This is a genomic window from Psychrobacter immobilis, from assembly GCF_904846175.1.
Lineage (GTDB): Bacteria > Pseudomonadota > Gammaproteobacteria > Pseudomonadales > Moraxellaceae > Psychrobacter > Psychrobacter immobilis_E.
The window spans coordinates 241436-267853 of record NZ_CAJGZM010000003.1 but is presented as its reverse complement, the minus strand read 5'-3'; the positions used below and the strand labels follow the sequence as shown (position 1 = coordinate 267853).

At 42.7% G+C, this 26418-nt stretch carries 28 protein-coding genes; 9 read left to right on the top strand and 19 right to left on the bottom strand.

Going from position 1 to position 26418, the window contains the following annotated elements; all coding sequences use genetic code 11:
- Nucleotides 1–20 precede the first annotated feature (20 nt).
- Both JMW39_RS05750 and JMW39_RS05745 read right to left on the bottom strand, forming a co-directional pair.
- Nucleotides 21–1553 (bottom strand): sensor domain-containing diguanylate cyclase, encoded by a 1533-nt coding sequence (locus tag JMW39_RS05750; RefSeq protein ID WP_201544710.1) that lies wholly within the window; start codon nt 1551–1553, stop codon nt 21–23.
- A 200-nt stretch (nt 1554–1753) separates the two neighbouring features.
- Nucleotides 1754–2635 carry a PHP domain-containing protein gene (locus JMW39_RS05745; protein ID WP_201544709.1) on the bottom strand — a complete coding sequence of 294 codons (882 nt, stop codon included), beginning with the start codon at nt 2633–2635 and terminating at the stop codon, nt 1754–1756.
- Between the two features lie 202 nt (nt 2636–2837).
- Between JMW39_RS05745 and ispZ the strand changes: the two genes are divergently transcribed.
- The 4 genes from ispZ to mnmD all read left to right on the top strand — a co-directional run bounded on the left by ispZ (nt 2838) and on the right by mnmD (nt 6605).
- Nucleotides 2838–3389 (top strand): septation protein IspZ, encoded by a 552-nt coding sequence (ispZ, locus tag JMW39_RS05740; RefSeq protein WP_201544708.1) that lies wholly within the window; start codon nt 2838–2840, stop codon nt 3387–3389.
- Between the two features lie 128 nt (nt 3390–3517).
- Nucleotides 3518–3859 carry a YciI family protein gene (locus JMW39_RS05735; protein WP_201544706.1) on the top strand — a complete coding sequence of 114 codons (342 nt, stop codon included), beginning with the start codon at nt 3518–3520 and terminating at the stop codon, nt 3857–3859.
- Nucleotides 3856–4404, top strand: a complete 549-nt coding sequence (locus JMW39_RS05730; RefSeq protein WP_227679407.1) for a hypothetical protein — start codon at nt 3856–3858, stop codon at nt 4402–4404. Before JMW39_RS05735 ends, JMW39_RS05730 begins: the two co-directional genes overlap by 4 nt.
- A gap of 77 nt (nt 4405–4481) precedes the next feature.
- The gene (mnmD, locus tag JMW39_RS05725; RefSeq protein WP_201544972.1) at nt 4482–6605 is read left to right on the top strand and encodes a tRNA (5-methylaminomethyl-2-thiouridine)(34)-methyltransferase MnmD; all 2124 of its coding nucleotides are present in this window, start codon (nt 4482–4484) and stop codon (nt 6603–6605) included.
- 93 nt (nt 6606–6698) lie between these two features.
- Here mnmD and yiaA read toward each other — a convergent pair whose 3' ends face one another.
- A complete protein-coding gene (yiaA, locus tag JMW39_RS05720; RefSeq protein ID WP_201544704.1) occupies nt 6699–7259 on the bottom strand; it encodes an inner membrane protein YiaA in 561 nt (186 codons plus the stop codon).
- A 172-nt stretch (nt 7260–7431) separates the two neighbouring features.
- Here yiaA and JMW39_RS05715 point away from each other — a divergent pair, with 172 nt between their 5' ends.
- On the top strand, nt 7432–8049 hold the full coding sequence (locus JMW39_RS05715) for a hypothetical protein (RefSeq protein WP_201544702.1): 618 nt from the start codon (nt 7432–7434) through the stop codon (nt 8047–8049).
- A 39-nt stretch (nt 8050–8088) separates the two neighbouring features.
- A complete protein-coding gene (locus tag JMW39_RS05710; protein WP_227679405.1) occupies nt 8089–8706 on the top strand; it encodes a hypothetical protein in 618 nt (205 codons plus the stop codon).
- 109 nt (nt 8707–8815) lie between these two features.
- Here JMW39_RS05710 and JMW39_RS05705 read toward each other — a convergent pair whose 3' ends face one another.
- The 7 genes from JMW39_RS05705 to ffh form a co-directional block, all read right to left on the bottom strand.
- Nucleotides 8816–9493 carry a DUF4112 domain-containing protein gene (locus JMW39_RS05705; protein WP_201544700.1) on the bottom strand — a complete coding sequence of 226 codons (678 nt, stop codon included), beginning with the start codon at nt 9491–9493 and terminating at the stop codon, nt 8816–8818.
- On the bottom strand, nt 9486–10403 hold the full coding sequence (gene ubiA / locus JMW39_RS05700; RefSeq protein ID WP_201544698.1) for a 4-hydroxybenzoate octaprenyltransferase: 918 nt from the start codon (nt 10401–10403) through the stop codon (nt 9486–9488). Before ubiA ends, JMW39_RS05705 begins: the two co-directional genes overlap by 8 nt.
- 92 nt (nt 10404–10495) lie before the next feature.
- On the bottom strand, nt 10496–10738 hold the full coding sequence (locus JMW39_RS05695; RefSeq protein WP_201544696.1) for a hypothetical protein: 243 nt from the start codon (nt 10736–10738) through the stop codon (nt 10496–10498).
- A 136-nt stretch (nt 10739–10874) separates the two neighbouring features.
- A complete protein-coding gene (locus JMW39_RS05690; RefSeq protein ID WP_201544694.1) occupies nt 10875–11750 on the bottom strand; it encodes a class I SAM-dependent methyltransferase in 876 nt (291 codons plus the stop codon).
- Nucleotides 11751–11798: 48 nt separating this feature from the next.
- Complete coding sequence (locus JMW39_RS05685; RefSeq protein ID WP_201544692.1) at nt 11799–12641, bottom strand: undecaprenyl-diphosphate phosphatase; 843 nt, start codon at nt 12639–12641, stop codon at nt 11799–11801.
- Between the two features lie 127 nt (nt 12642–12768).
- A complete protein-coding gene (gene tsaB / locus JMW39_RS05680) occupies nt 12769–13467 on the bottom strand; it encodes a tRNA (adenosine(37)-N6)-threonylcarbamoyltransferase complex dimerization subunit type 1 TsaB (protein ID WP_201544970.1) in 699 nt (232 codons plus the stop codon).
- 210 nt (nt 13468–13677) lie between these two features.
- Nucleotides 13678–15228, bottom strand: a complete 1551-nt coding sequence (gene ffh / locus JMW39_RS05675; protein WP_201544690.1) for a signal recognition particle protein — start codon at nt 15226–15228, stop codon at nt 13678–13680.
- A gap of 443 nt (nt 15229–15671) precedes the next feature.
- Between ffh and JMW39_RS05670 the strand changes: the two genes are divergently transcribed.
- Nucleotides 15672–16478, top strand: coding sequence for an inner membrane protein YpjD (locus JMW39_RS05670; protein ID WP_201544688.1), 807 nt, complete (start codon nt 15672–15674; stop codon nt 16476–16478).
- Nucleotides 16479–16595: 117 nt separating this feature from the next.
- Here the strand turns inward: JMW39_RS05670 and purU are convergent, their stop codons facing one another.
- A complete protein-coding gene (gene purU, locus JMW39_RS05665) occupies nt 16596–17525 on the bottom strand; it encodes a formyltetrahydrofolate deformylase (RefSeq protein WP_227679403.1) in 930 nt (309 codons plus the stop codon).
- Between the two features lie 187 nt (nt 17526–17712).
- A complete protein-coding gene (locus JMW39_RS05660) occupies nt 17713–19785 on the bottom strand; it encodes an Ig-like domain-containing protein (RefSeq protein ID WP_201544679.1) in 2073 nt (690 codons plus the stop codon).
- Nucleotides 19786–20268: 483 nt separating this feature from the next.
- Here JMW39_RS05660 and rpmB point away from each other — a divergent pair, with 483 nt between their 5' ends.
- Both rpmB and rpmG read left to right on the top strand, forming a co-directional pair.
- Entirely contained in the window at nt 20269–20505 is a 237-nt protein-coding gene (gene rpmB, locus JMW39_RS05655) for a 50S ribosomal protein L28 (RefSeq protein ID WP_010201401.1), read from the top strand.
- A 134-nt stretch (nt 20506–20639) separates the two neighbouring features.
- Nucleotides 20640–20795, top strand: coding sequence for a 50S ribosomal protein L33 (gene rpmG / locus JMW39_RS05650; RefSeq protein WP_010201403.1), 156 nt, complete (start codon nt 20640–20642; stop codon nt 20793–20795).
- Nucleotides 20796–20971: 176 nt separating this feature from the next.
- Here the strand turns inward: rpmG and JMW39_RS05645 are convergent, their stop codons facing one another.
- The 7 genes from JMW39_RS05645 to JMW39_RS05615 form a co-directional block, all read right to left on the bottom strand.
- A complete protein-coding gene (locus tag JMW39_RS05645; RefSeq protein ID WP_201544677.1) occupies nt 20972–21283 on the bottom strand; it encodes a hypothetical protein in 312 nt (103 codons plus the stop codon).
- A gap of 197 nt (nt 21284–21480) precedes the next feature.
- The gene (locus tag JMW39_RS05640; RefSeq protein WP_201544675.1) at nt 21481–21792 is read right to left on the bottom strand and encodes a hypothetical protein; all 312 of its coding nucleotides are present in this window, start codon (nt 21790–21792) and stop codon (nt 21481–21483) included.
- A 134-nt stretch (nt 21793–21926) separates the two neighbouring features.
- Nucleotides 21927–22286, bottom strand: a complete 360-nt coding sequence (locus tag JMW39_RS05635; RefSeq protein ID WP_201544673.1) for a hypothetical protein — start codon at nt 22284–22286, stop codon at nt 21927–21929.
- A gap of 74 nt (nt 22287–22360) precedes the next feature.
- A complete protein-coding gene (rpe, locus tag JMW39_RS05630; RefSeq protein WP_201544665.1) occupies nt 22361–23050 on the bottom strand; it encodes a ribulose-phosphate 3-epimerase in 690 nt (229 codons plus the stop codon).
- A 135-nt stretch (nt 23051–23185) separates the two neighbouring features.
- Nucleotides 23186–23422 carry a TIGR03643 family protein gene (locus JMW39_RS13360; RefSeq protein ID WP_320157914.1) on the bottom strand — a complete coding sequence of 79 codons (237 nt, stop codon included), beginning with the start codon at nt 23420–23422 and terminating at the stop codon, nt 23186–23188.
- A 320-nt stretch (nt 23423–23742) separates the two neighbouring features.
- On the bottom strand, nt 23743–24633 hold the full coding sequence (gene fghA, locus JMW39_RS05620) for an S-formylglutathione hydrolase (RefSeq protein ID WP_201544663.1): 891 nt from the start codon (nt 24631–24633) through the stop codon (nt 23743–23745).
- 166 nt (nt 24634–24799) lie between these two features.
- Complete coding sequence (locus JMW39_RS05615) at nt 24800–26260, bottom strand: C13 family peptidase (protein ID WP_201544661.1); 1461 nt, start codon at nt 26258–26260, stop codon at nt 24800–24802.
- Nucleotides 26261–26418: the final 158 nt, after the last annotated feature.

Below are 26418 nucleotides of genomic sequence, written 5' to 3'. Positions count from 1 at the left end.
AGAAACTAAATATCAAATAACTAGCTAGTCGCGTAAAGGACGGCAATTTTATCTTTTTCTGCCGCTAGCATATGATTGGCACTGACCACTTGATTGCGGCCACGGTCTTTTGCTTCATATAAGGCTTTATCCGCAACACATATTAAGCGCTGACAAATATCGCTAGGCAGTTGTGCTTGCAGTATTTCTTTTGCGGCGCGTTTTCTTCTATGGGAAATTCTTTTTTGCGCGTGCGTTTTTGCTGCGCCTGCTTGATTGCTGCTTGAAGTATGCGCACTATTGCCTTGTTTACGGTTTTTATGTGGCTTTGTAAGCGGTGGCGTACCTTCTTCTAGCGCCAATGCCTTGTATTCACTTTGGATGCAAACACGCTCATCATGTGTCAGGGTATAAACCCCTAAGCTGGCAGTAATATAGAAATCCGTACCCTCATCGCTCTTGATGACATGTTGGGCGATATCTTGGCGTAGCTGCTTAGCAATAGCCATCGCACCCTCATGCGTGGTATCTGGCAGCACGATTAAAAACTCTTCGCCGCCATAGCGACTGACAATCGCCTCTTCTGATAAAGATTTCAGTAGCGTCTGGGCAACTTCAGACAAGACTTGGTCGCCGACATCGTGACCATAGTTATCATTGATATTTTTAAACCAATCTAAATCCAGCAAAATGACACTGAAATCTTGCTTATCTCCCATCGCTAGTAGTGCTTGCTGCATTTGCGTCAAACCGTAGCGGCGGCTTTTTAGCTGGGTCAATTCATCTTGATTGGCATATTGCATGATTTCAGCTTTGCTGTTATCCAATATTAACAGCAGCGTGCGAAACATATAGATGATAAAAATTGCTTTTGGGAGCGCCATATAAATATGGGTGGTGCGCCAAAAAAATGCAGAAGAAAAACGCAGTTGATTAAAGTTGTCCCAGCTCAGCGTTCCATTTTGAAAAATAGAGGCAGAGATGGCATTTTCGATTGCCATCGTTTCGCTAAAGGTAATATAACTATAAGTATCTAATGGAAAAGAGGTAATCGTCATTTGGCGCAGATTAGGTATCGTAAAACCAAAATAAGGAATCAAAGTGACCAAAAAGATCAAGGCGATATGCCCTAAAAAGGCTTTCCATACGTAGCGCCGCCGTATCAGCATCATGCCCAGCATCGCGCCGCCAACCAGCGAAACCCCAGCAACCAGACTACTGTGACCCATGACTAAAATCACCACGGCAATATACAGGCTATAAAGCGTGACCATTATCGCCTGCCATTTATACAACGAGCCCGTATCTTCTCTAATGGGTGATGCACGGCTAACCATCCAAAAAAAGAACAGCAGCATCAGCGTCACGCCAATCCACAAGGGATACAGTAGCGCCATATCTACATAGGAGCCATAAATATCTTGACGCCACCAAACAAACAAGCACCATAGCCAATGTGACGTGACTTCTATTAAAACAAACAGCGCCAGTAGCGATGCTCTATCAGCGGCTTGCCACTCGAAAATCACTCGCGAGAGTTTTCTGTAGCCTAGATGAGATATCGATACAGCCATAATGGGCTACCGCAGATAGTGAAAGTTATTGAGATAAACCAAGTATAAAACTAAGATCTTTGACTTATATTAGACTTAAACTGACGTATTTAGTGTGGCAATTTTTCCTTTAATTATCAATCTCTTTAATTAATTTACTCATCAATATCTGACTTTTATTTTACCTTACTTATTATTCTTAAAATATAGACTATTTTGGACTAAGCCAATGCCGCAAACGACTGCCAAACGCCTTGTTGCTCAGGGTTAAGATTTGGCACATCACCCAAGCGTCGCCACGGCATATTACTGCCATGAAAGTCGCTGCCGATAGAGGCAGCAAGCTGGTGTTCAGCAATACTACGATCGACCATTCTACGGGTGCTAACCGGTTCGCTATTTGACGGCAATTCACAAGCATCACCGCCAAGTCGTGCGAACTCTTCAATTAATTTACGTACGCGGGTAGCTGAAAGCTGATAGCGAGTTGGGTGCGCCAATACCGCCTTGCCGCCGCAAGCATGAATCAGCTCGATACCGTGTTGCATCGTTAATGCTTCAATCGCCACATAAGCTGGCTTATTATCCGCCAGATATTTATCAAAAGCTTTTTGCACGGTTTTCACTGCGCCGCGCTCAAACAACACTTGACCAATATGTGCACGCCCTACCGCTTGTGGATTGCCGCCAGCTTTATCGAGCACCGCTTGCCATAGCTCAGCATAATCAATATCTAATAGCTCACTAAGTTTTTCAGTGATACGTTGACCGCGCGTGGCACGGCTGTCTTGTAATTGTTGCAAAGTAGCGTGCATTTTATCAAAGTCAGTAAAATCCAGTCCAAGCACATGGATGATTTTATTGGTAGATTTATTTTTACCATAGCCGCCGCTAAGCGTATGCTCGCAGCTAATCTCAACCCCATTGATTAATTGTATATCGCAGGCCTCAGCCGCCGCGCGCGCCTCGTCGATACCCATCAAGGTATCATGATCCGTTAGCGCCAGTACATTAATGCCAGCATTATGCGCGCGCTGTACTACTTCAGTGGGCGCATAGGTACCATCAGAGCACGTGCTATGGCAATGTAAGTCGATTTTCATAAAACTGGCCTTAAGGTGTTGAATGTGTTGTTCATTTAAATATGCTATCACTATGAACTATATTATCAGTAAAACGAGTTAAAAATGGCGAAGATATGGGCTATCGATGTCATATCGGACGATTATCAGGTTGATTGCTTTTTTTTGCAGCAGTAGACGTGTAAACTACCCCATACGTTTTTTGTTGGACATCCTATTTGCTATGAAAGCCTTATTAGACTTCATTCCGTTAATCGCTTTTTTTATTGCCGCGCGTTACAGTGGCATTTTAGCGGCGGCAGGCGCCTTGCTCGTTGCCACTATTATTATTTATGCCATCCATTTTGTGCGGCAAAAAGGCAAATTTGATAAGCAGCAGTGGGTCGTTTTATTATTAACCATCGTCTTTTGCGGTGGGACGCTGCTATTGCGTGACGACATCTATTTGCGTTGGAAATCACCTATTATCAACGGTATCTTTGCCTTAACGTTATTGGTCAGTGCGGCCATTAATAAGCCACTGATGCAACTGGCTATGAAAGAAGTATTTTCACTCACGCTGAGTGGCTGGAAAAAACTGACCGTCGCTTGGGCGCTGTTTTTTGCCATGATGGGCGTCCTGCATTATATCACGGCATTCACCATGTCTGATGAAGCTTGGATTAACTTCAAAACCTATGGCTGGATTCCGATTATGCTAGTATTCGTGGTCGCCCAATTTGCGCTGTTAAAAAACCACCTCAATCCGGCGTTAACTGACAAAAGCACTAAATAAGAGCTGGTTTAATTATAAAAGTCAGTTTAATCATAATATATGATTGAAAAACATGATGAGACATAAGCTCATTGTTTTTCATTATGCTTTATAGCGCTTTATTCTTACTATTTACTTGAGGAAGTCCCATGTCCTTATTTGCCATTATCGGTCACGATGTTGCTGGCAGCAGCGCCCAACGTCAGGTAACGCGCGCCGAACACGTTGCCCGACTACAAGTATTACAAAGCGAGCAGCGACTCATTATCGCAGGTCCAACGCCCATTGAACACGGTAAAAGCGAGATGTCAGGTAGCCTGATTATTGCTGACTTCGACTCCCTCGATGCCGCGCAAGCATGGGCAAGCGCTGAGTCTTATTTGCGTGATGGCGTTTATAGCCATGTAGATATCAAGCCGTTTATACAGACATTGCCTGCACCTACTAACAGCGCAGCAGATAAGCCAGCCAATAAGGTAGCAGCATCGTGATTAAGCAGTTATTATTAAATAGTGCTGTTTCTAATCATGTCGCTTATCATGGTATTGCGCTTTCTTTTGGTCGCATCGCTAATCTTAGTGTTGCGAGCTTATTGTTGCTTGCTAGTCTATCGGTACAAGCAGCGCCAACTGTGACCAATGCTGACCCTGCAGCAGGAACAGCTACGCTGACGCCTAATGCTGTATTAGCGCCCAATAATGTTACTCAAATAACGCCGCCAAATACTGCTTCAAATACCGTAGCAACTACAGCGCCGAACCCAACTGCCATTGCTAAGCCTGCGACCAATATTAGCGACACTTTAGCGGCGCAGCTACAACCGTCTAATAAAGCGCTTTCTGCGGCCAATCAAGAATTGCTTAGCCGTAATGCCCAGCTTCAACGTCAAGTCAATGACTTACAGACGCAAGTGAACGTTTTGGTGTATGAGAGCAAAGGTCAATTGTTTTTATATGGTGCATTTACGGTGTTAATGAGCTTATTGGTCGGGATTTTTATTTCGTGGTTGGTGTTTGTTCGCCGTGAACGCTGGTAGTAAATCCTCTATAAATGTGATGCTTTATGTCCAAATTTGTGTCTAAATCAGCTATATCTAAGCCTACCTCTCCCGCCATGCGCAAGCCTCATAAAGCCAGCAAACCCCCTAAAAAACCTGCACCGCCAAACGTGATTAGCCCTGCTAAGATTGCATGGCAAAACGATGATGCTGGCAATCAAGTGCCAGTATCAGGTGAGTTTGGCGATGTCTATTTTTCGCACGCTGATGGCTTGGCAGAATCCCGCCATGTTTTCTTAGCTCATAATCAACTACCAGAACGACTAGCGAACCTTGCAGACAAACAATGCTTTACTGTCGCTGAATTGGGCTTTGGTACTGGCTTGAATTTTTTAGCGACATGGCAGCTTTGGCGACAGCTTCGTACGCAGCAGCCGTATTTAACAAGCGCACGCTTACACTTTATCACCACTGAAAAATATCCCATTCCGCTTACTGACTTAACGCAGATACTCAGCTTATGGGCACAGCGCGCGCCCGAACTTGCCGAATTGATTGAAGAATTTTTAGCAAACTACCCACCGTTAATTGCTGGTTGTCATCGACTAAATTTTATTGACGATAACGTCACACTTGATATTTGGTTGGGCGATGCAGGCGATAGTTTGGCAAGTTTAGATGCTTTAGATACCTCAAATATTTTCGATACCTTAGATATTTTAGATAATGATTCGGCTATTAAACGCCCTTACGTTGATGCTTGGTTTCTAGATGGTTTCGCACCTTCTTGTAATGAGACTTTGTGGGCGGATACGATATTTACTCAGATGCAGCGCCTATCGCGTACTGGCACGACTGCCGCTACTTATAGCTGTGCCGGTATCGTCAAACGTGGGTTACAAACTCATGGCTTTATCATTAAAAAGGTAAAAGGTTTTGGGCGCAAGCATGAAATGCTGACTGCAATTATGGCTTATAACGCTAATTCTTTAGCACTAAATGACGATAACAATATCTCCATTTTACCAAACCCTCTCAGCCACATTCCTAGCCATATAGTGGTAATTGGCGCAGGCGTTGCCGGACTGCTCACGGCTTGGACGCTAGCCAATCGCGGTATTGCAGTGACGATGGTAGATAAGGTCGCGCCGCTTGCTGGCGCCTCTGGTAATCCGCGCGCCCTCCTCGCGCCAAACATGACGCCCATTCACCACGTTTATGAGCACCTGCACTCTATCGGTTATCTATATAGCGGCAGGCTATACCGTTATTTTAATCAGCAAGCAGCTCTGCAACAAACGCCACTGATACTTGAGCAAACAGGCACGTTAGATTTGCTGATAAAAACCAATATTGGCACGGCGCAGATTGCCGATTATCCTAATGAGATGGCAACCACGATTACGACTGAAGAAGCGCGGCGGTTAAGTGGCTTAAAGCTGAAAGACTTAGCAGACAATTTATATTTGCCACAATCTGGTTTGGTCAATCCTCAAGCGCTAAAAACGATCATCCTTGCGCATCCGAATATCACTTATCAGCAGCTTAGCGTTACTGATGTCAAAGAAACTGCTGATAAGGTTACGGTGATTGGTGATAAAGACAGTGATAATGGTAATAACAGTCAGAACCCTGTCACTATCTGCGCTGACAATGTCGTTATTTGTGCCGCCTATGAGAGCCATCAATTAGACAAACGTATCGTTGAGTGCCGTACCATTCGCGGGCAATTATCTTGGTTTACGCCTACTGACGAGCAAGTAGCTGGTCTGCCTCAATTACCGCTTAAATATAGTGGTTATTGCGCGCCCTTTATCGGGCAAAGCGATGATCCTGAGGTAAATATAATCGCCGAGGGTCAGCAGCAGTTTTTACTGGGGGCCAGCTTTGTAGATGCTGACGCCAGTACTGATATTCGTCGTGAAGAAAATCAGCAAAATTATGACAAACTGCTGGAGGATATGCCGGAATTAGGCAATGTCCTGCCAGATGATACCAGCGCATGGCAAGCGCGCGCCGGTGTGCGTACGCAAACGATTGATTATCATCCATTGGTCGGACGACTTGCGCAAAGCCGCCGAATTTGGACGCTCTCTGCGATGGGGGCAAAAGGTTATGCACTAGCACCGATATGCGCTGAAGCATTAGCAGATATGATGTTAGGCTGCTTTACGCCTTTATCCGCTGTTACCTTAGCGCGACTGTCACCCAATCGGGCGCGGTTGCATAAAGCGGGCTAATTTATTAACTAAGCTATTTATTCGCTGAGTCATTTATTTTATATAGCTTAAAATAAGCTATATAAAATAACCGTTATAGACGCAGTAAAAATATTATTCACTATCGTTCTGATCACGGCTATCTATTCTCGATTTAACAGAACCAAACAAGGATTTTCCTGAGTCTGATTTTTGATTTGATATTCTGGCGGTACTATCATCACTAAGACTGGTCGGTGAAATTAATGCACGGATTTGCGCTTCGTCTCGGGTGTTTTTTTGAATCGTGACAGCAGCAAATAAACTCATGGTAAACGCCATCATATAAAACCCTTTCTCACTCAAGCTTAAACCAGTGGCGTTCATCAACCCAATAGCAATAAGTGCAATGGAAACCGCCAGCGCCGCCCAGCTTATTAGATAATATAGATTGGTGGTAGGAATACCTTCTGCACGGTCACGCAACGTTTTTTGTAAGCTGATTGCTGAATACAATCCCAGTGCTAAAATGGCGAAGTAGTAGCCCTTTTCGTTAAGTAGCATACTTTGTGCATTCCATAACCCCATTAGATAGGCCAAAACCCCGACCAGCATCACTGCCCAAGAAGTACCTACATAAGCCGTGGTTGGCTTATATGCCGCTAGCTGACTTTTTGTAATTGTGTCATTATCCATTATCGTCCTTAATTACTTATCCATTATTATTAATTGTTTTATCGCAGCACTTACCAACTAGTGTTCTACCTTGGGATAAAATAGCACAAGTATGTTATGTTGTGATACACAAATATGCACAGAAAAATGCGTGCTTTTTTATATTTATAGCTTTTTATGACAGAGTATTGATATGTCTTTTTTTACGCTACTTATTTTACTCAGCCTTATCATTATTGTACCTATCTTTTTTGTCATGAAAGAGAAATCTCGTCGGCTGCAAATTGACTCAACCCACAGGCATAAACAATATTTAGCATCCGCAAGTAGTGCTTTGTCTGAAAGCGAGCAAACATTACCGCAAAACGATAAAACAGATGGTCTGGCTATTATTAGGTTTACCGCGCAGCATGCGTTTATCAAATACCTTTATGCTGAACAAGTTCCTGAAGCCTTTCGCGCAATTATGGACGATATCGGTCAACAGTATGAGCGCATGCACCATGTTCAAATCACTGAATCACAGCTATTTACCCTCAATAAACTTATAGAGATACGCATACCCGAGCTGATTCAGGATTACCTCAGCCTCGATCCACATTATGCCACTACTGTTATTATTGACCGCGATAAATCTGTCACCAGTTATAGCATGGTGTTAGAGCAGTTGAACTCTATTTTGGACTTTGCACAAAAGCTAAATATCCAAAGCCAAAGTGGCGTCGTTGATAAGCTGCTTGCCAGTCGTCGCTATTTAGATGATGTCTACCAAGAAAGCGCAACCAGTAACGATTTATTAAAATTAAAGTAAAAACTAGCCAATACCTTAATCAATGGATAGCTGTCTATTATGAAAACCGATATTTCTAACTTAGTAAAATCAAAACCATTCTTTAAAACAATTTCTATTACTCTTTTAAGCCTGTCACTACTGAGTGCTTGCCAAAAGACGCCAGAACCTGAGACCGTTAATGAGAATTCTGCTGACACAACCACCCAAACGACGCCAGTAAGCTCGAATATTAATGTACCGAAAGTTGCTGATGAAGATACTGCTAAGTCTGCTGTTAATACAGAAGCAGATATGAGCTTAAGTGTATTGGAAAATGAGCTTGGCGCAGCAGATACTTCAGCAAATAGTGCTGCGATAGCGCCCAATCCAGAACAAGCTATTAAAGGCGCACAAATCACCGATGTCAACTATCGCAGCGCCAGCGGTGAGACGTTATTTGTCATTTTTGAGACCTCAGAAAAAGGCGTGCTTAACGCTATCGTCACCCTTCCCAATAAACCAAAAATGACTTTGAGTGCGCCAGAAGGTCAAGGCAATAACCCTACTTACCGCTCAAGCGATGGCAGTATTCAGCTGGTTAGTCATGGCGGTGGTAGCAGCATTGACCTTATTCAAAATAATAAAACAACCAGCTTTGAGGCCATCAGTGTAGAAGCAGAAGTCATCACCGAATAATGTTATCAATAAAAATTTGGCTTAGAACCATTTAAAGGTAGTAATTTAAGCATTAAAAAAGGCGACAAATATTATTAATGCTTGCCGCCTTTTTTGCTTTGGTTTGTCTTTAGCCAAAGCCAGTGGTCTTGCCAAATAGACTAACTAGCCAGCTTATCGCCGCCCATAAGCCCCAACCAATCACTACAATAACGACTAATCCAAGCAGATCAGGAATATGCAAATATAGCCAAGCAACGACAGGATTACGCCAAAAGAACGCAAAACGGCTTTGTTGTTGCTTATCTTCTAATGATTGATGCAAAAATGGCCGATCCATATGCATGGTTTCGGTGATACCGTATTCATCGTGTAAATGCTCATGTACGATACTCAATGTCTTACGACTGGGACGAATAAAGATATCAAGTACTGTACCAATCCCAGGTACGATACCAACCACCATATCAATCAGTGCCAATCTAACAGCTGGCGTCATTTTATGCGCCGGTACGCCTAACTGCCGACCTAATATGAAAGCATAACTGGTCAGAGCCAGTCCTGCCAAATCTCCGGCCAGCGGAATGGTCGAGAGCGCTGCATCAGCGCCCATGCCTTGCTTGGTAAAAGGAATCCGCACAAGAGAATCCATGGTATTGGCAAACTTTGCTAATTTACGCTCGGTCGCAATGACTTGCTCACGGGTTAAGCCATGCTCAGCCAGCTTTGCTTGATAATCGATGACTGGCGCATTAATAGCCGCACTCCTTTTCACTTTTGACTTTGAGAGCTTCTTAAAGTTATCCATTAAAAGTCGTCCATAGACAAGCGATTGCGATAAGAGCAAAGACGTAACGCCCTACCCATATATTGGCTAAAAATGCCTGAAAGCAGGCCATAGCATGACGACTGGCACAAGCGCTGTTTTGCTTAGCAAACATCATCGCCACTAGCGCCAAACCAAATACGGGTATCACACCTACACTGGTTGGCGCAAAATAATGCCACATGACCGCACCCATAATAAGTAAAAATACGGTTTGTAGCAGTGAGATGATAATCACATCGTAGTGGCCAAATAATATGGCCGTAGATTTGACCCCAATCTTTAAATCGTCCTCACGATCCGCCATGGCATACTGGGTATCATAAGCTACTGTCCAACACATATAAGCAATAAACAACAGCCAACACCAGATATCAGGTGCGCCTTGTATAGCGACATATGCCATTGGTATCGCCCAACCAAAAGCTGCCGCTAAAAAAACTTGCGGCAAATGGGTAAAACGTTTCATGAATGGATAAATAAACGCCAATATGACGGCGCCAAGCGACCAGTAGAAGACGACAACAGGCAAAAAGAACAGCAAACTGGCACTCAGTAATACCAATACCAAAAAAGCAGCAATGGCTTCTTTAGCAGACAAGCGTCCGTCTGCTAGTGGGCGTCCTTTGGTACGGCTGACATGACCATCAACCTTGCGATCAGCAAAGTCATTGATCGCACAGCCCGCCGCCCGCATAAAAATCGCGCCCAACGCAAATATCAGCAATATCTTGAGACTTGGCAGACCTGCACTTGCCCCTTGCTGCTGCGCATGACCCATGGCAGCCAGCATCACACCCCACAGTGTTGGCCATAGTAAGAGCTCAATACCTACTGGCTTGTCAAAGCGCGTCAGCTGCAGGTATGCTTGTAGTTTGTCGTTAAATGTCATGGTATTTTAATTATCATTGATAGAATATTTTGGATATCTGTTTACCTGCTTTTTCTGCAGCTATTAGATTGATTGGTTAATAAATCGGCTAGCTACTGGATTTGTTGCCACAATTTATTGGCTTCGATGAGCGACAACTCAGGATATTGTTTGCGTAAAGCTTTAATGGCAGGAACCTTTTCTTTTTGTTTGGTTTGCTCACGCAAAAACGCTAAATAATCCTCAGGACGACTAAACTCTTTGAGACGCGCTTCCAGTCTTAATATCCGCGTACGTAGAACAATATTGATTAATAATAAACCTGCACCCATCATCCATATGATTAGCGTTGACATTCCCTGCTCCTAAATTCAACAAATCCAAACTTGGCAAATATAAAATTTTTAACTGCGACTTCTAAGCTCAACAAATCAGTAGCGTTTGTATCGTAAAAAATTAGCTATGGAAAAACACCTTTTAAAATAACAACCATCAAACAAAATAACCGTCAAAACGTACTGCTTCGTTATGCCAGCTCTCACTTGGTTGTTGGTTAGCAAGTAACGGTGCCAACTGCGGACGCTTGACGACCACGCGGCCAGATGTTTGGGCACTTTGACTGACAACTGCTTGTGCAGATTGTAGCAATTGTCGCTCTTCGTCTGAGGTTGGCGGACGCGCCAATTGATTCAGTGCTTGCATATGCTTACCAACTTTAGCACCTTTACCCGTTTTGCTATCTTGATAACTGTTTTCAGGAAACATAGGATCCAGATATACCACATCAACTGCTTTCGCATCAGTTTGTAATTTTGCAAAATAACTGAGCGCATCGATATTGATAATCTGTAGAAGACTCATTAGCTTTTGCCAATTTGGTAGCGCACGCATACGCTGCTGCTCAGCTAGCAACAACAACGCCATCAGGGGTTGCTGCTCAAGCATGGTAACTTGAGCGCCAGTACTAGCCAATATCAAACTATCATGTCCAAAGCCTGCCGTCGCATCAATGACTGTACTATCCGATGTGATTTTGGCAGCTTGTAATAACAGCTCAGACTTGCGTCCTGCAATTACTACACGGCGCTGTAGCTTATCCCATTCTGGTGCAACGCTTAACCCATCACTCAGCCATGAGAGCTTGTTTTTTTCATCCAACAGCAAGATAGATTGAGTAGCTGTCTGGCTTAATTGCTGGCGACGTTTTTGAGTGAGCTTTTCGGTAAACAACTCAGGATTTAAAATAATGGGCAGTTGATGCTGAGCTATCAGTGCTTGCAGGTTTTCAACCTGTGCGTCCTGTAACTCACTCACGTAGACAAGTTGGCAATGCGTAAAGCTACTAGATGCTGGTTGCAAACTGCTCATGACTGCCCTCTCTTTGATGACTTACAAAGCCATAAACCATAATGATAGTTAGCCTGCCATTTGATAGCCAAAACCCCAAGCAGCAATTAGTACCAATACACCAGTGATAATACGTAGCCATGCAAAGATTTTAAAGTCACGACGGCTGACCCAAGCAACCAATAGGCGAATACAAAGCAAGGCGACGATAAATGAAACTACAGTGCCAATACCGAGCACTAACCAGTCTTCGCTACTGGTCAAGACGTCATGATGCTTGAGTAAATCTAATAACGCCGCTCCTACGATAACTGGAATACCCAAAAAGAAAGAAAACTCAGCAGAAGCCTTACGTGAGACGCCAAGCCATAGTGCGCCAATAATAGTCGCACCTGAGCGTGAGGTTCCTGGTATCAAGGCTAAACACTGCATCAAACCAATCATCAATGCCGTTTTTAGAGTGACGTCTTCTGCTTCTTGCGCAATAATCGTTTTAGGGCGATTCTCGACATAGAAGATCAATAGACCACCGATAATCAGCATAATTGCCACAACGATAGGGTTAAATAAATATGCCTTAATTTCATCAGCGAAGGTAAAGCCAACAATCATCACCGGAATGGTCGCGACAATTAAGCTTAAACCTAACTGTCTTGGATTGCTCATGTCTTCCGCTTTACCAGTCAATAGCCCCATAAGGGCTTGCCACAGTCTGCCCCAGTAATCGTAAATAACCGCTAAGATGGCGCCAAACTGTACCACCACGACAAACAAATCAACTTTTTCTTTGGTCCAAAAGCCCATCAAATCAGCTGATAATATTAAGTAGCCAGTGCTAGAGATGGGTAAAAATTCAGTGATACCTTCAACGATACCCATGATGACCGCTTGGATTAATAACAGTATATCCACAGTTGCTTCCCTAAAAAAACAGCGCTATTGCCTGTCCTATATGATCGTTGCTTTTATAATCGTTTGTGCCTACTTGATGCTAAATACTTAGTCGTTAAAAACAACTTTTAACTTCATAAAGCTTAAACTACCCTTTACCTTGCTCTTTAAGCGTTTTCCACGCCTGATTGCGCAAGTATCTTGGTAAGGCATTGGCGGCATCGGTACCACCAGAATTTATGAATTGAGCGATACCCATTTGTCCGATCACTACCGCATCCGGCCAAACATCTTCATAACATACTTGTCCGTCATGTGCTTTTAATAACACCGCACCATTACCGACGATAGGCAGATTAAGCGTTGTTTGGCTGTCATAATCAAGCAGTTGCTCGGTGCTATCGCTATCAGTAGCCAACACTGGCTGCATGATAGCATTGCCTGCTACATCGCCTATGATTGAGTACTGCCCAAAATAAACTTGCTGCATACGCGCATCAAGAGCGCTATGAACTTTGGTCAAGCCGTACTTTTTATAAGCACATTGGGCAATCGCTTGCAGGCTTGAGACACCCACACAAGGAATATCATGTGCGACAGATAGCGCTTGCACCACTGCCGTATTGATTCGTATACCACTAAATGCGCCAGGACCGCGGTTGAATATCAATGCTTGTATGTCCGCAAGACGAACTTTAGCCTCAGACAATGCGGAATCAATCATCGGCAGGATTTGCTGGGTCTGCTGGCGTTTACCCGTCTCAGTATGACTCGACAGCACCTGACCATTGGCATCTAAAATCGCGATCGAACACTGATCAAACACGGTATCCATTGCTAAAAACATCACAACCTCGGCTTATTCACTTGGCATTATAAAACAGCGCCTATCATAGCATTTAGGATAGACTAATTAACCGACTTTCTATATTTTTCATAATTTTTAATAGTTTCTTTATGGAAAGTTACTTAAGCAGTTAAAACATAAAAAAACCTCAAAGCCCATTTAGCTTTGAGGTTTTGGTGAAAAATTTTTACTAATAGCAGTAACTATTATTTAAAAACGTTTCTTAAAGCCTTTCGGGGCTTGATTTTGCATTTCTTGCATCTGCTTTTGCATCTCTTCAGTGCTTGGCATGTTGTTTGGATCAAGTCCCATTTGCTTTGCCATTTGCTGCGGGTTCACATCTTTGACGCCACCTTGCTGACCACCACCGCCAAATAATGGACCACCTGCTCCGCCACCTGCTCCGCCACCACCCATTAATCCTTGCATCGATTTCATCATTTTACTGATGCCTTCAGGCTTTGAAATCATTTTCATCATTTTTGCCATTTGCTTGTGCTGCTTGAGCAAACGATTGACGTCTTGAATCTCACGACCTGAGCCAGCTGCGATACGGCGCTTACGGCTTGGGTTGATTTTATCAGGGTTTTTGCGCTCAAATGAGGTCATTGAATTAATCAATGCTTCCATCTCACGCACTTTTTCTTCAGGCTTAGCGTCTTCAACGGCTTTTTGCATGTCCGAACCGCCCATACCAGGCATTTTATCTAAGAAGCCTGCCATGCCGCCCATGCTTTTCATTTGCTGAAACTGGGTTAATAGATCCTCAAGGTCAAACTCGCCGCCCTTTTGCATCTTTTTCGCCATTTTTTCGGCTTTATCACGGTCAATCTTTTGCTCAACTTCTTCGACCAGACTCAGTACGTCACCCATACCCAAAATACGTTGGGCGATACGCTCAGGATGGAACAACTCTAGGGCGTCAAGTTTCTCACCACGACCTAAGAACTTAATCGGCTTACCCGTGATAGCACGTACAGATAATGCAGCACCGCCGCGAGCATCGCCGTCAGTCTTGGTCAAAATAACGCCCGTTAATGGCAGCGCATCGTTAAAGGCTTTGGCAGTATTAGCCGCATCCTGACCGGTCATCGCATCAACGACAAATAAAGTCTCAGAAGGATTGACCGCAGCGGTTAACGCTTTAATTTCATCCATCATGGTTTCATCGATGGCCAGACGACCTGCGGTATCAATAATCAAGATATCTTGATATTGAATTTTCGCTTCTTCGATAGCACGCAAGGCGATATCAATTGGGTTTTCATCGCTACTTGAATTGACGAACTTGGCATTTACTTGCCCAGCAACTTGCTCAAGCTGGGCAATCGCCGCTGGACGGTAGACGTCAGCAGATACCAGCATGACTTTTTTCTTATGGCGCTCTTGTAAAAACTTTGCTAATTTACCGGCAGTCGTGGTTTTACCCGCACCTTGCAGACCTGCCAACAGATAAACGACTGGCGGCTTACCGGTCATCTCTAACTGCTGATTGGCACTGCCCATCATTTCGGTCAGCTCATCATGGACGATTTTGACAAATGCCTGACCTGGCGCCAATTCTTTAAGCACCTCAGCACCAAGCGCTTGCTCTTTCACTCGTTTCACAAAATCACGAGTGACCGGTAGTGCGACGTCAGCTTCTAACAATGCCATGCGCACTTCGCGCAAGGTGTCTTTGATATTGTCTTCGGTTAACTGCCCAGTCCCGACGATATTACGCAGGCTCGACGATAATCGTTCTGTTAAGGTATCAAACATAAATAACTCTCAATTAAAATAATTCTTAGTGAAAACAATTTTTGGTAAAAAATACTATGACAACAATATGTCGTGAAACTTGGTTCAGTGTTGATTGCCGATAACTTTTATTAAGGGGTGCTATAGCATATGAGGTGGCGTTTTTATAAAAATCATTATAAAAAGCAGCACATTATCAATACTATAGCATTAAGGTGCTGCAAAGCTTATAGTCGTTTTACAAATGACAGTTTGCAAATATAGGATTAAATAAAGCTATCTACTTAAGTTTAAAGCTAATAAATACTGAATTTTAGCGCTACTGTCCTACAAGTGCTTATAATCAATCCGTAAGATGGCACTCAATTACTTGCCATTTTATGATAAATTGGATGATTATTCTAATCATTCTGATAATACCATTTTAGCATTCAATTGAGCGGCGATTTTGCGCTCATCATGAGATGAGGTTTTTTATCTTGCAACTTGCATTTTTACTGGCTGGCATGGTTTATATTTTGGTCAGCATCTACATTGGTTGGGCGCTGATTCAGGATAAACCTATCCATAAAGGCGTGAGCTTAGGTTTATTGGTCGTCGGCATGCTGGCACATGCAGCATTACTCTATCCGCATGTGGTTACCCTTTACGGGCTAAATTTTAATCTATTTAACATTATCAGCTTAATCAGCTTGTTCTTTTTATTTTTTTACGTCATGTTTTCTTTATATCGACCTATTGTTAGTCTCGGGATATTGGCAGCACCGAGCGCTTTGTTAGGTATGTTAATCGGCTATGTTGGGCGCGCGCCTTATCGTCCACTTACCGATATCAGCATGGGGCTTGAGGCTCATATCATACTATCGCTTGCAGCATATTGTGTGCTGCTCATGGCGGCAGTACAAGCGCTGTTTTTACGCCAACAAATACGTGAGCTAAAACACCAATCGATTCATCGCTTTTGGGTAAATAAACTGCCATCGCTACAGAGCATGGAAAGTCTATTATTCGACATGCTATTAGTCGGCTTTGTCTTGCTAAGTATCGCGCTAGGGATTGGTTTTGTTTACGTAGAAGACTTGATGGCGCAGCACCTTGCCCATAAAACAGTATTTAGCATGCTGTCGTGGCTGCTATTTGGTGCATTATTATTGGGTAACTGGCGCGCAGGATGGCGCGGCAAACGTGCCGCAAATATGACTATTTATGCTTTTATCTTATTAGCAATTGGCTTTGTCGGTAGCAAGTTTGTATTAGAGATGCTGTTATAAAACCAGTTCTGCAATAGCAATATGGTTAGAGAAAGCCGCGAGCATTAAATACTCGCGGCTTTTTTATTAAATATTCTTAATGCTCTTTTCTTAATTTGAAATCGCTTTAACAAAAAGCTAATTAAAAACCACGGTTTTATTACCCGCTACAATCACCCGATTTTGTACATGCCAATTTACTGCACGCGCCAAGACATTACGCTCTATATCACGGCCAATAGCGCGTAACTCGGTTACACCTTGTCGGTGAGTGACACGATGGACGTCTTGCTCAATGATAGGCCCTTGATCAAGCTCGGCTGTAACATAGTGCGCGGTTGCGCCAATCAGCTTAACTCCCTTTTCATATGCCTGACGATATGGGTCAGCCCCCACAAATGCGGGCAAAAACGAGTGATGAATATTAATAACTTGCATCGGCCAACGTTTAACAAAATCAGACGATAGTATCTGCATATAACGCGCCAATACCAACAAATCATTACCTGCCATCAACGTATGAATCTGCTCTTCTGCCTCGGCTTTATTATCCTTAGTGACTGGCACATAATAGAAGGTGATACCGAAGTTTTCTACCGCTTGGCGCAAATCCTCATGATTACTGACAACAGACGTAATCTCGCAATCGAGCAAGCCGCGCTGATGCCGCCATAGTAAATCCAACAAAGCATGATCAAACTTTGACACTAAGATGCCAACCTTGGTTTTAATCGCATTGTTATGTAAGCGCCACGCCATATTATGGCGCTTAGCCACCGTATGCCCAAAGCTGGCTTCAAAATTATCCATAATCTCGCTCAAGCCTGCTAACGCAAACTCTAAGCGCATAAAATATTGACCACCTTCATGAGCGGTTGAATACTGATCAAGAGTAATAATATTGCCGCCATAACGGTGTATAAACTCAGATACCGCTTGCACGATACCCGCTTGGTCACGACACTTAATCAGTAGCGTCGCGGTATCAATAACATCAACAGATAGTACATTTTGAGAATTTTTGCTCGATTTTGTGCTTGCTATAGCAGTCGTGGTATTGTCTGACATAAGGCGCCCAATTAAAAATGAAACGTGCTGCTTACTTTGAATATGCTTAGCAGCATAGGAAACCGACTATTCTAATCGCTTTTGCAAAACTTTGCTGATTGAGTTACTTGTATTTAATCATTGAGATTATAAATACAAAAACCCCCAACGCGAGGTTTGGGGGTTTTTTATGCATAACTTATGCTATTTAGATTATAGAAAACGTCGTAGTCTTTGAAGAAGGTGCTGGTGTTGTAACTGTTAGCTTAATCTCATCTCCATTCGCACAACCTGATGTAGATACTCCGTAACGAACAATATCAGTTCCTGCAAAGAAGTTCTGATTGGTAGTACCATTAACTTGACTCAAAGGCATTACACCAGGCAAAGTAAGATTCCCATCAAAGATTTCAGGCTCACAAGTTATTTCATTCTCAGTATTATCTTTTGTTTGTAAACTGAAAGTAGTACCAGAAGGCATAGGAAGTGTTTTCATGCTGTTACCGTATATCTCAAAAGAGATAACTCCAGACTCAGAATCAAAGCCATAATTGGTCATTGTCGGCGTATCACTAGCAAGACCCATAATAACTTGTTTACGTATTACTGTAGCTAACGAATCGTTACACTCAGTCGCAACTTTATCTTTCATTACGAAGTTTGGCAAATTGGGCTGAGATAATGTACTTGCCGCACAAGCAGCTGCTTTGACACTTTTTGGAGATTCGCCTCTTTTATAGACGAACTCACCTGGGTTATATGTAAGATCTTCATTGTCGTCACGGAAGAAGTCGCCAATGTTATCTAGCAGTTTATCTATCCCTACAGTATAAGTATTATCTCCATTAAGATCAGAGTAATCCTTGTCTCCCTCTACATAAGCAATAACGCTAACACGACCATTTGCAGGTCTTGGGTTTTGAGACGTAAAGGTTACTGAGCAATTTCCACCCGAGGTAGCACAGTTCGGACTAATAGTACCCCCTTCAGCAACAAAGCTCACCACAGTACCATCAGGAACAAAGTTTCCTTGACGATCTGTTAAATAAGCAGAGATATTAGTAGAGTCAATAAAATTATCTACTAATACATTTTTACCTAATGCTAAGGTAATACCACTTTGACTAGGTCTACCAGTGGCAACGGCAATATTTTTTGTGAAAGCAAAAATGTTTTTATTTGCACTCAATGCTGCACTTATTTCTACAGGTCCGGGTATATTACCTGGATATAGATTTACAATTACTTTTCCTGAAGCATCACTCTTTATAGTTTGAGTATTGCGATTATTTTGCGATATGAATCTAAAATCACTAGGAGACTTTACTAAACTAAGCTCCACTTGTTGATTCGATGCTGGAATACCATTGGCATAGACGGTAAACTCTATTTGACCTGATGACGATGAACCACTATCTTTAGCGCCTAATATAATCGCTTTATCTGTAGTATACACAATAGAACTTGCTGCAATTGCTCTGATATTAACAGTAATACTACGAGATGGGGTGGTACTGTTGGCTGTCGAAGCAGTAATCGTTTGTGTACCCTCACATAAGTTACCATTACTATCGATAGCTTTATAAGTCGAGCTTACATTACCTTGATTAGATGAGCTTACACTAGCAGCTTCAAAGGAACCGCAGGTCGCAGAAAAATTAACTGTTACGTCATTTTGAAATTGATTAGTTCCTAGATCTCTTGTTTGAAGCGTAACAATAGTAGAAGCACCTGACTCTAGTGTGCTTTCACCAGAGGCCAGATTCACTAATGCTATACTTATTGGCTGTAGTGAGTAGTTATACTGTCCAGATGTAGCACTGATATCATTATAATTCGCTGTAGTAGATAAACTGTAGCTGCCTGTATCATCTACAGATAAAGGTACTAAAGAAATAGTTGCTATGCCATCGCCATTAGTAAGAACAGAACCATTAGATGTACCGAACTTAACCCCTGAGCCAGTAAAAGTAACTAGCGCTCCGCTTAGTCCATTTCCTTTGGCATCTGTGACAGTGACTTTAGCAGTTGCAGAAGAAGTAGAAACAATACGTGTTGGCTTTCCATTACTATCTAACAAAGTAATGGCAGTAATATTGACTTCACTGACCGGTATAACCGGTCCTCCATCGCCATTACCACCTACATTTACACCCAAATCAGGTTTAGGTGCGATTACGTCGGTACCATCCCCACCACCACAACCTGCCAATGCTAGCGCACAAGTCAAAAAGGTGAGTTGAAATAACTTAGAAGTTAGTGGTAGTGAGCTATATGACATTTTTGAACTCCGCGGCGGACGCAATTAATTTGAGTAAATATACATAATCATTACATGGCTTCATATTAGAATACCAATGATACATATACTTACAATAATAGCAGTTGTATTAACAGATTGTATTAAATATATAACCGCAACTTTACTGACTTTTGTTATAACTTACAACTAAAAAATGAATCTCTACTATTAAATAATCAATCACATAGCCCGCTCATTTCAGGTATAATAGCTCGCGTTGAAGCAGACATTCATCATAAAAATATTTGAGTATTCATTACTTTTATGGTATAAATGTCGGCTTTAAAATTTTCTGAATTGGTTAGCCTGTTATTTGCCTTTAGATGACAGTCATATCAGCTCAACCTTCATATAGTTTTGTTTGGTGCAAAGCTGCCGCTTGCTGTGTCCATGCCGCAAATACGTGCAACTTGCCCAGACTGGTATGAGAAAAACTCATACCTCATAGATTAGGAGTTCGCCATGTCTAGAGTTTGCCAAGTGACTGGAAAGCGCCCTATGGTGGGTAATAATGTTTCGCACGCAAACAACAAAACCCGTCGTCGCTTTCTACCAAACCTTCATAACCATCGTTTTTGGGTAGAGTCTGAAAATCGTTTTGTACGTCTACGTGTGTCTACCAAAGGTATGCGCACCATTGACAAACTTGGTATCGATAAAGTGCTAGCAGATATGCGCGCACAAGGTCAAAAAGTATAAGTGACGACTGCTAGCTTAAGGACATCGATTATCTTTGTTACTTAAGCTGCTATTCTGCTATCTTCATTGTAGCCACTGAATTTTTTAGATCCGTACCCATCGTTTGAAGACCCCTCATTTACAGGAAAGCTATCATGAGAGATAAAATTAAGTTAGTATCGACCGCTGGTACTGGGTATTACTATACCACTACCAAAAACAAGCGCACTATGCCTGGCAAAATGGAAATCAAAAAGTTTGATCCAAAAGTACGCCAGCATGTGATCTTTAAAGAAGCGAAAATCAAATAATTGCTATTTTTATGGAATGTATTTTTTATAAATACGTTCTATAAATAAGTTATTTGAACAAAAAAAGGGTTTATCATTTGATAAACCCTTTTTTATTGCCTATTTTCAACCAACTATTATTTTAGTGAGGCATTAATTATATCTTCACTATGGCAAATTCACAGACCAATTAGCTATTAACTATAATGTGTCGGCTCTTTATCATACACATGCGCATGCCACTGGCTCATCTGCTTTTGCATGATGACTTGAATCGCGGCATGAATCATATGCTGACCAATCGCTTGCGTATCGCTACCAAGTATTTCTTTAAGCTTTTCAGAAAAATCAATGGTCATGAGTGGCGCTTCATCTTGTTCAGCATCACGTAATAGTAAGCGACCATCATCTGCTTCTACCAGCTCAAGCGTGGTTTCTTTGGCAAATCCTGCAAACTGATCGGTACTGTCGCTATCTACTTCTATGTCATTATCAATATCGTATGGCATTCATTTTTTCCTTATTATCCCGTTTTATATCTGTAAAAATGCGGTCATGTTATTCATTAAAGCGCTCGTCTTACAGTCATGCGGGCAAAACTATCTTAGTCATACAATGGACGCTTTATGCCTACAATTCAAGGGCTGGCGTCCAAGTCTTTTGCATACATGCACTTTATTCGTGCTTATTCGCCAAAAACTGATACTTAACGCCAATAACGCAGTTTTGCCAAGGTAAATAAGAAAGCGACAAACATACCAAGATAATAGGTCAACTTAAGCTCAAGCGTAGGATCACGATATTTAAACGGTAGGGCAACAGTGGCAGTGGCCGTCGGTATTATTATCAGCATGAGTAGCCAATTTTCAAAGACGTGCAGCCAACCTTGCAGCCCCGTACCATGACGCAGGTAGGATAACCCTAATAGCAAACAGGCAATAATTAAGCTGGTAAATAAGCCATTTGGTAAGTCTTTTGGATAAATAATGTTGGCAATCTTGGTCGGCATGATTCGCATGTAAAATTCCAGTCACGCTAGCAACGTATGACTTAATGATTGAGAAGTGTGTAAAAACCGCTTATAAAAAATATTGCCACGTTATATGGATAAGGTTATATCTATAAGGCGGTTTTATCTTGGTGACTAAACAATTAACTATAGGTACCCATCAACCATAGCATCGATATACAAGACGTTAAATAGCCCAAGCTAATGGCATTCCAACCTTCTATATGCGTGCCTTTAAGCTTGTTAAATATGCGTGAACCTATCCAAAACAACAGCGGAATACCGAGCATAAATACGGGTACTATCACTGCAGCGTGGCGTAACACTTCACCAGTATCATCACCTACCATCAGACGAAAGCCATAGCCTGCCAGACTGAGTACTAAGGCAAAAGCCGCCATGCCAATGGTAATACCTCTGGGGACTAAGCTAGCTTGCTGCGACTCAGTCTCTTTCACAGGTTGATGCGGTACTGCTGCGTTAACGGGCTTTTGCGTATCCATATTTCACCTTTGCATGACTTTTCATTGACTATCATTATAACTTTATCATTCATATGTATGGCTATAGATGGAGATTAATAGCCATTTGCCAAGGCCAACTCTGCGCGCATGGCATCGATAGCCACTTTATAATCTTCTTGGTTAAAGATAGCGGAACCGGCGACGAACATATCAGCGCCCGCTTCAGCAATGGCACGGATATTACTGGCTTTGATGCCACCATCTACTTCTAACCTGATGTCACGACCACTGGTAATGATACGCTGACGGACTTGGCGAACTTTATCTAATGTGCCTTCAATAAATGACTGACCACCGTAGCCCGGATTAACGCTCATCAGCAGGATTTGGTCAACCTTGTCCATCACATAGTCCAGATAATGTAGCGGCGTTGCGGGGTTTAATACCAAGCCACATTCTGCGCCGCCATCTTTAATCAGTTGCAAAGAGCGGTCAATATGCACGCTGGCTTCTGGATGGAAGGTGATGATGCTGGCACCCGCTTCTAAAAACTGCTCAATCATGCTATCAACTGGTGACACCATCAGATGCACATCGATGGGCGCCTCAATACCGTAATCACGCAGCGCCTGACATATCATGCTACCAAAAGTCAGATTGGGCACATAATGGTTGTCCATTACGTCAAAATGGATGACATCCGCACCCGATTCTAATACCCGCTCTACTTCTTCGCCTAATCTAGCAAAGTCGGCAGATAAAATAGAAGGAGCGATTAGATACGGTTTAGAGGGGCTAATCATAATTGAGCTACCTAATTGAGGTTGGTATAAAAGTTTAGTAAAAAAGGTTTTTAATGAATGTTGTTAGCAGTTAAATAACTGATGTTAAAGCATTTGCTGTTAATAACTGGCTATTAAAGTAATAAACTCAAATCACTAGCGCGGCTTATACTGGGTTTTACAATAAGCGCGACCAACGTCAAACGGACGTTTTGCCAAATGCTTAGTGGCACGATTGGTAACACGCTGACGCCATAAGCGAAAAGACGATGGTTTCAGTTCTTGTCGCATCAGCTTAATGACTGCCGTCTCGTCGAGACCGTAGCTATGCTCTATCGCCTCGAACGGCGTTCTGTCCTCCCACGCCATCTCTATCACCCGCGATAGTTGCACGGCATCGAGTTGTTTAGCGGCAGTTGCAAAGTTTGATTTCACGTTACGGACATCTGAATTTAGATTGCTTTTTTGCGCAATACTGTCTTGCTGTTTATTTTTGACAGCAGCAGCCATGTCAGCTTGCATAGTCAAAAGCGATGATTGAGCTGTTTTCGGCGTATGAGTTGCACCCGCATTTACCGATGCTTTCAGACTGTTTATCATAAAACTTTACCTTTAAGGCTACTTAGCATATATACAATCAAGCTCTATTTTATACCAATAAATGCGTTTGGTTAAATAATCAGCGTAACCATCTGTCAAGTTATATAACGGGCTTAGCTCATCTGCGCCATTCGCCAGTGATGTTCAATATGGTCGTTAATGACGGTTTGAATAAAATAATAGCTGTGGTCATGACCTGCCTGATAACGTAACGTCAGCGGCTGTTGCGCCTTTTTACAAGCTTCTTGTAGCTTAGAGGTTTGCAACTGCCCTTCTATTAAAAATTTATCAGCCGCGCCTTGGTCGACCAAAATACTGGCATATTGCTGACCGACCTCTACAATCATCTGTGAAGCATCGGCTTGCGCCCATAATGATTGGTCATCGCCAAAGTATTCGCTATAAGCAGCCTGCCCCCATGCTGACTCACTGGCCGCACAAACAGGCGATAAAGCGGAGACACTGACAAACTTACTTGGGAACTTAAAGCCCAACAGTAACGCGCCATGACCGCCCATCGAATGGCCAGTGATACCAATACTATCAATTGGAAACTCAGAGCGCAGCAAATCGTATAATTCATCAACGATATAGCTTTGCATATTAAAGTGTTCTGTCCACGGTAATTGCGTGGCATCGACATAGTAGCTTGCGCCCTGCCCGACAAAATAACGCTCATCGTTTGGTACATCGTGACCGTCACTGCTTCTAGGAGAAGTATCAGGGGCAATAAAAATCATGCCAAGCTCGCTACATTTTTGTTGGAAATGGGCTTTATGAGTGACGTTATCAGCATTACAGGTCAACCCTGAGAGATACAAAACTGCCGGACAGCGGCGACCGGCAAGCGCTTCATCGGGCAGATAAATACTAAAGGTCATTGGCGTTTTGGTCGACGCTGATTGATGATTATAGTAATGCTGCTCGCCATCGAAGCAGCGATTGACGCTGATCTGCTCGATTTTCGAGCTGGTAGATAAACTGTGTTTATAAGAATTATTCATAAGTAATATCCTTGTTATCCAAGATAAAATAAGCGTTGAGCGCTAATCAATAGTTAATAACAAATCATTAATAAGACAAGCGTACCATTTTAGACGTTTTAAAAGCGCTCAGCTTTTAGCTTTTAGCTTTTAGAAACTACGAGCTAAGCAATTAAGAAATCCGTGCTTAATCAATAGGAGCAGCAGCAATATTCACTGGCATATCTGAATTAATATCAGCGGCAGAACTATCAGTCACGTTAGCAAATGACGGTCGTGCTTTATCAAACAACACTTGCTCAAATGCTGGCAATGCCGTTTCCATCAAGCTACCAATCACCATTTGCGGCTCTGATGGCTCAAAGCCCATCGCAATCTCACGCTCATTGACACGCAAACGCGCATCTTTAAAGGCGGCTTCGAAGCTGGTATTGCCACGTAAGCTTTCAGCAAAAAACGCTTGGCCAAAATAGGTCATCTCAGCGCTATTGGTACAACCAAATGACATCTTGTCAGCGGCAGAAGCGGTAATGATTACTGTCGTTGGAGACGCCAACTCATCGATAAACGAGCCTGAATAGCACGCGGATACTACAATCACACGCCAGCGAATACCGGATGCGTCTAAGGCCTCACGTAACCATGCAACATCCAAATTATCAATCGCTAATGGCGGATTCTCTAGTTGAATGATATTTTCATCACCGTGTGAAGACAATGTGAGGAATAAAACATCTTCATCGGCATTCATCTGCTTACCGATGGTTTTTAAGCCGCGCAATATACTGGTCTTAGTAGCAATCGGCTCATCTAACCAACTATAGGTGTTGTTAATCAGTGATAGGGAGTGTCCGCTGGTGCCAAAACGCACATCAAATAGCTCACGTACTTTATTAATCTCAGAGCGAAAGACGTTTTGCTCTGAGAATCCTGCCACACCCATAAAATACCAGTCGGTCTTGCCTAGAGTACTCGCATCGATACTACTCAAAGCTTGCTGCAGCAATCTTGGCTGCTCGTATAACGCCGCTTCTTCTAATACCGGCTCAACAGGGATTTGCTTAAATATCGGCTGATCCGCGACATTGCGCTGCCAAATGGTCAATAATGCCACCGCCCCTATGATGACAATAATGCGCTCCCACCAAGGAACCCGCAAGCGCCTAGAGAAAATCCATAATAGTGCCAAGGTTTGCCATAAGAACAGCACCAAGAACAATATAGGCAAAAGTGAATAGCTCCAGTCGGGCAACCAACCATAACTACCAAAAAACTGTACAAGGCTTTGTAGCAGCGCCGATAACGTATCGGCAACCAACCATAGAATAACAGGCACAAAGACCAGACCTTGATTACCCGCGCGGCGTGCCAAAATGATGCCGCCCAATAGAATAATCATCGGCCAAATTAAATAGCTGACCAATCCTTGCTCATTAAAGACGCTGCCATTTTCTGCTGCCAGCCACGAAAAAAGCACATTACTACCCAGTGCTAATAAGGCGAAAACTGCAAACTGGATAAAGGTAGGTTTTACCCAAGAAAACGCCCGTGTTGACCCTACTAACATCCATAAGGTTGCAATAATGTTGGCAGCGAAATTGAGCGAGAAGCGCTGAAGCGAAACAGTTTTTAACGACGCAAGTGACAAAGACTTAGACCTCTAGCCAGTCGAGAGAAATAACGCCAATCAATAATAAAATATTTTGCTACGAATACTTTTTAATATGTGTTCTTTGAAAAGAAAAACGATAAATACATATTTTTATAAGGCGTATCGGTAGCAATTTCAGAATTAATTAACGATAA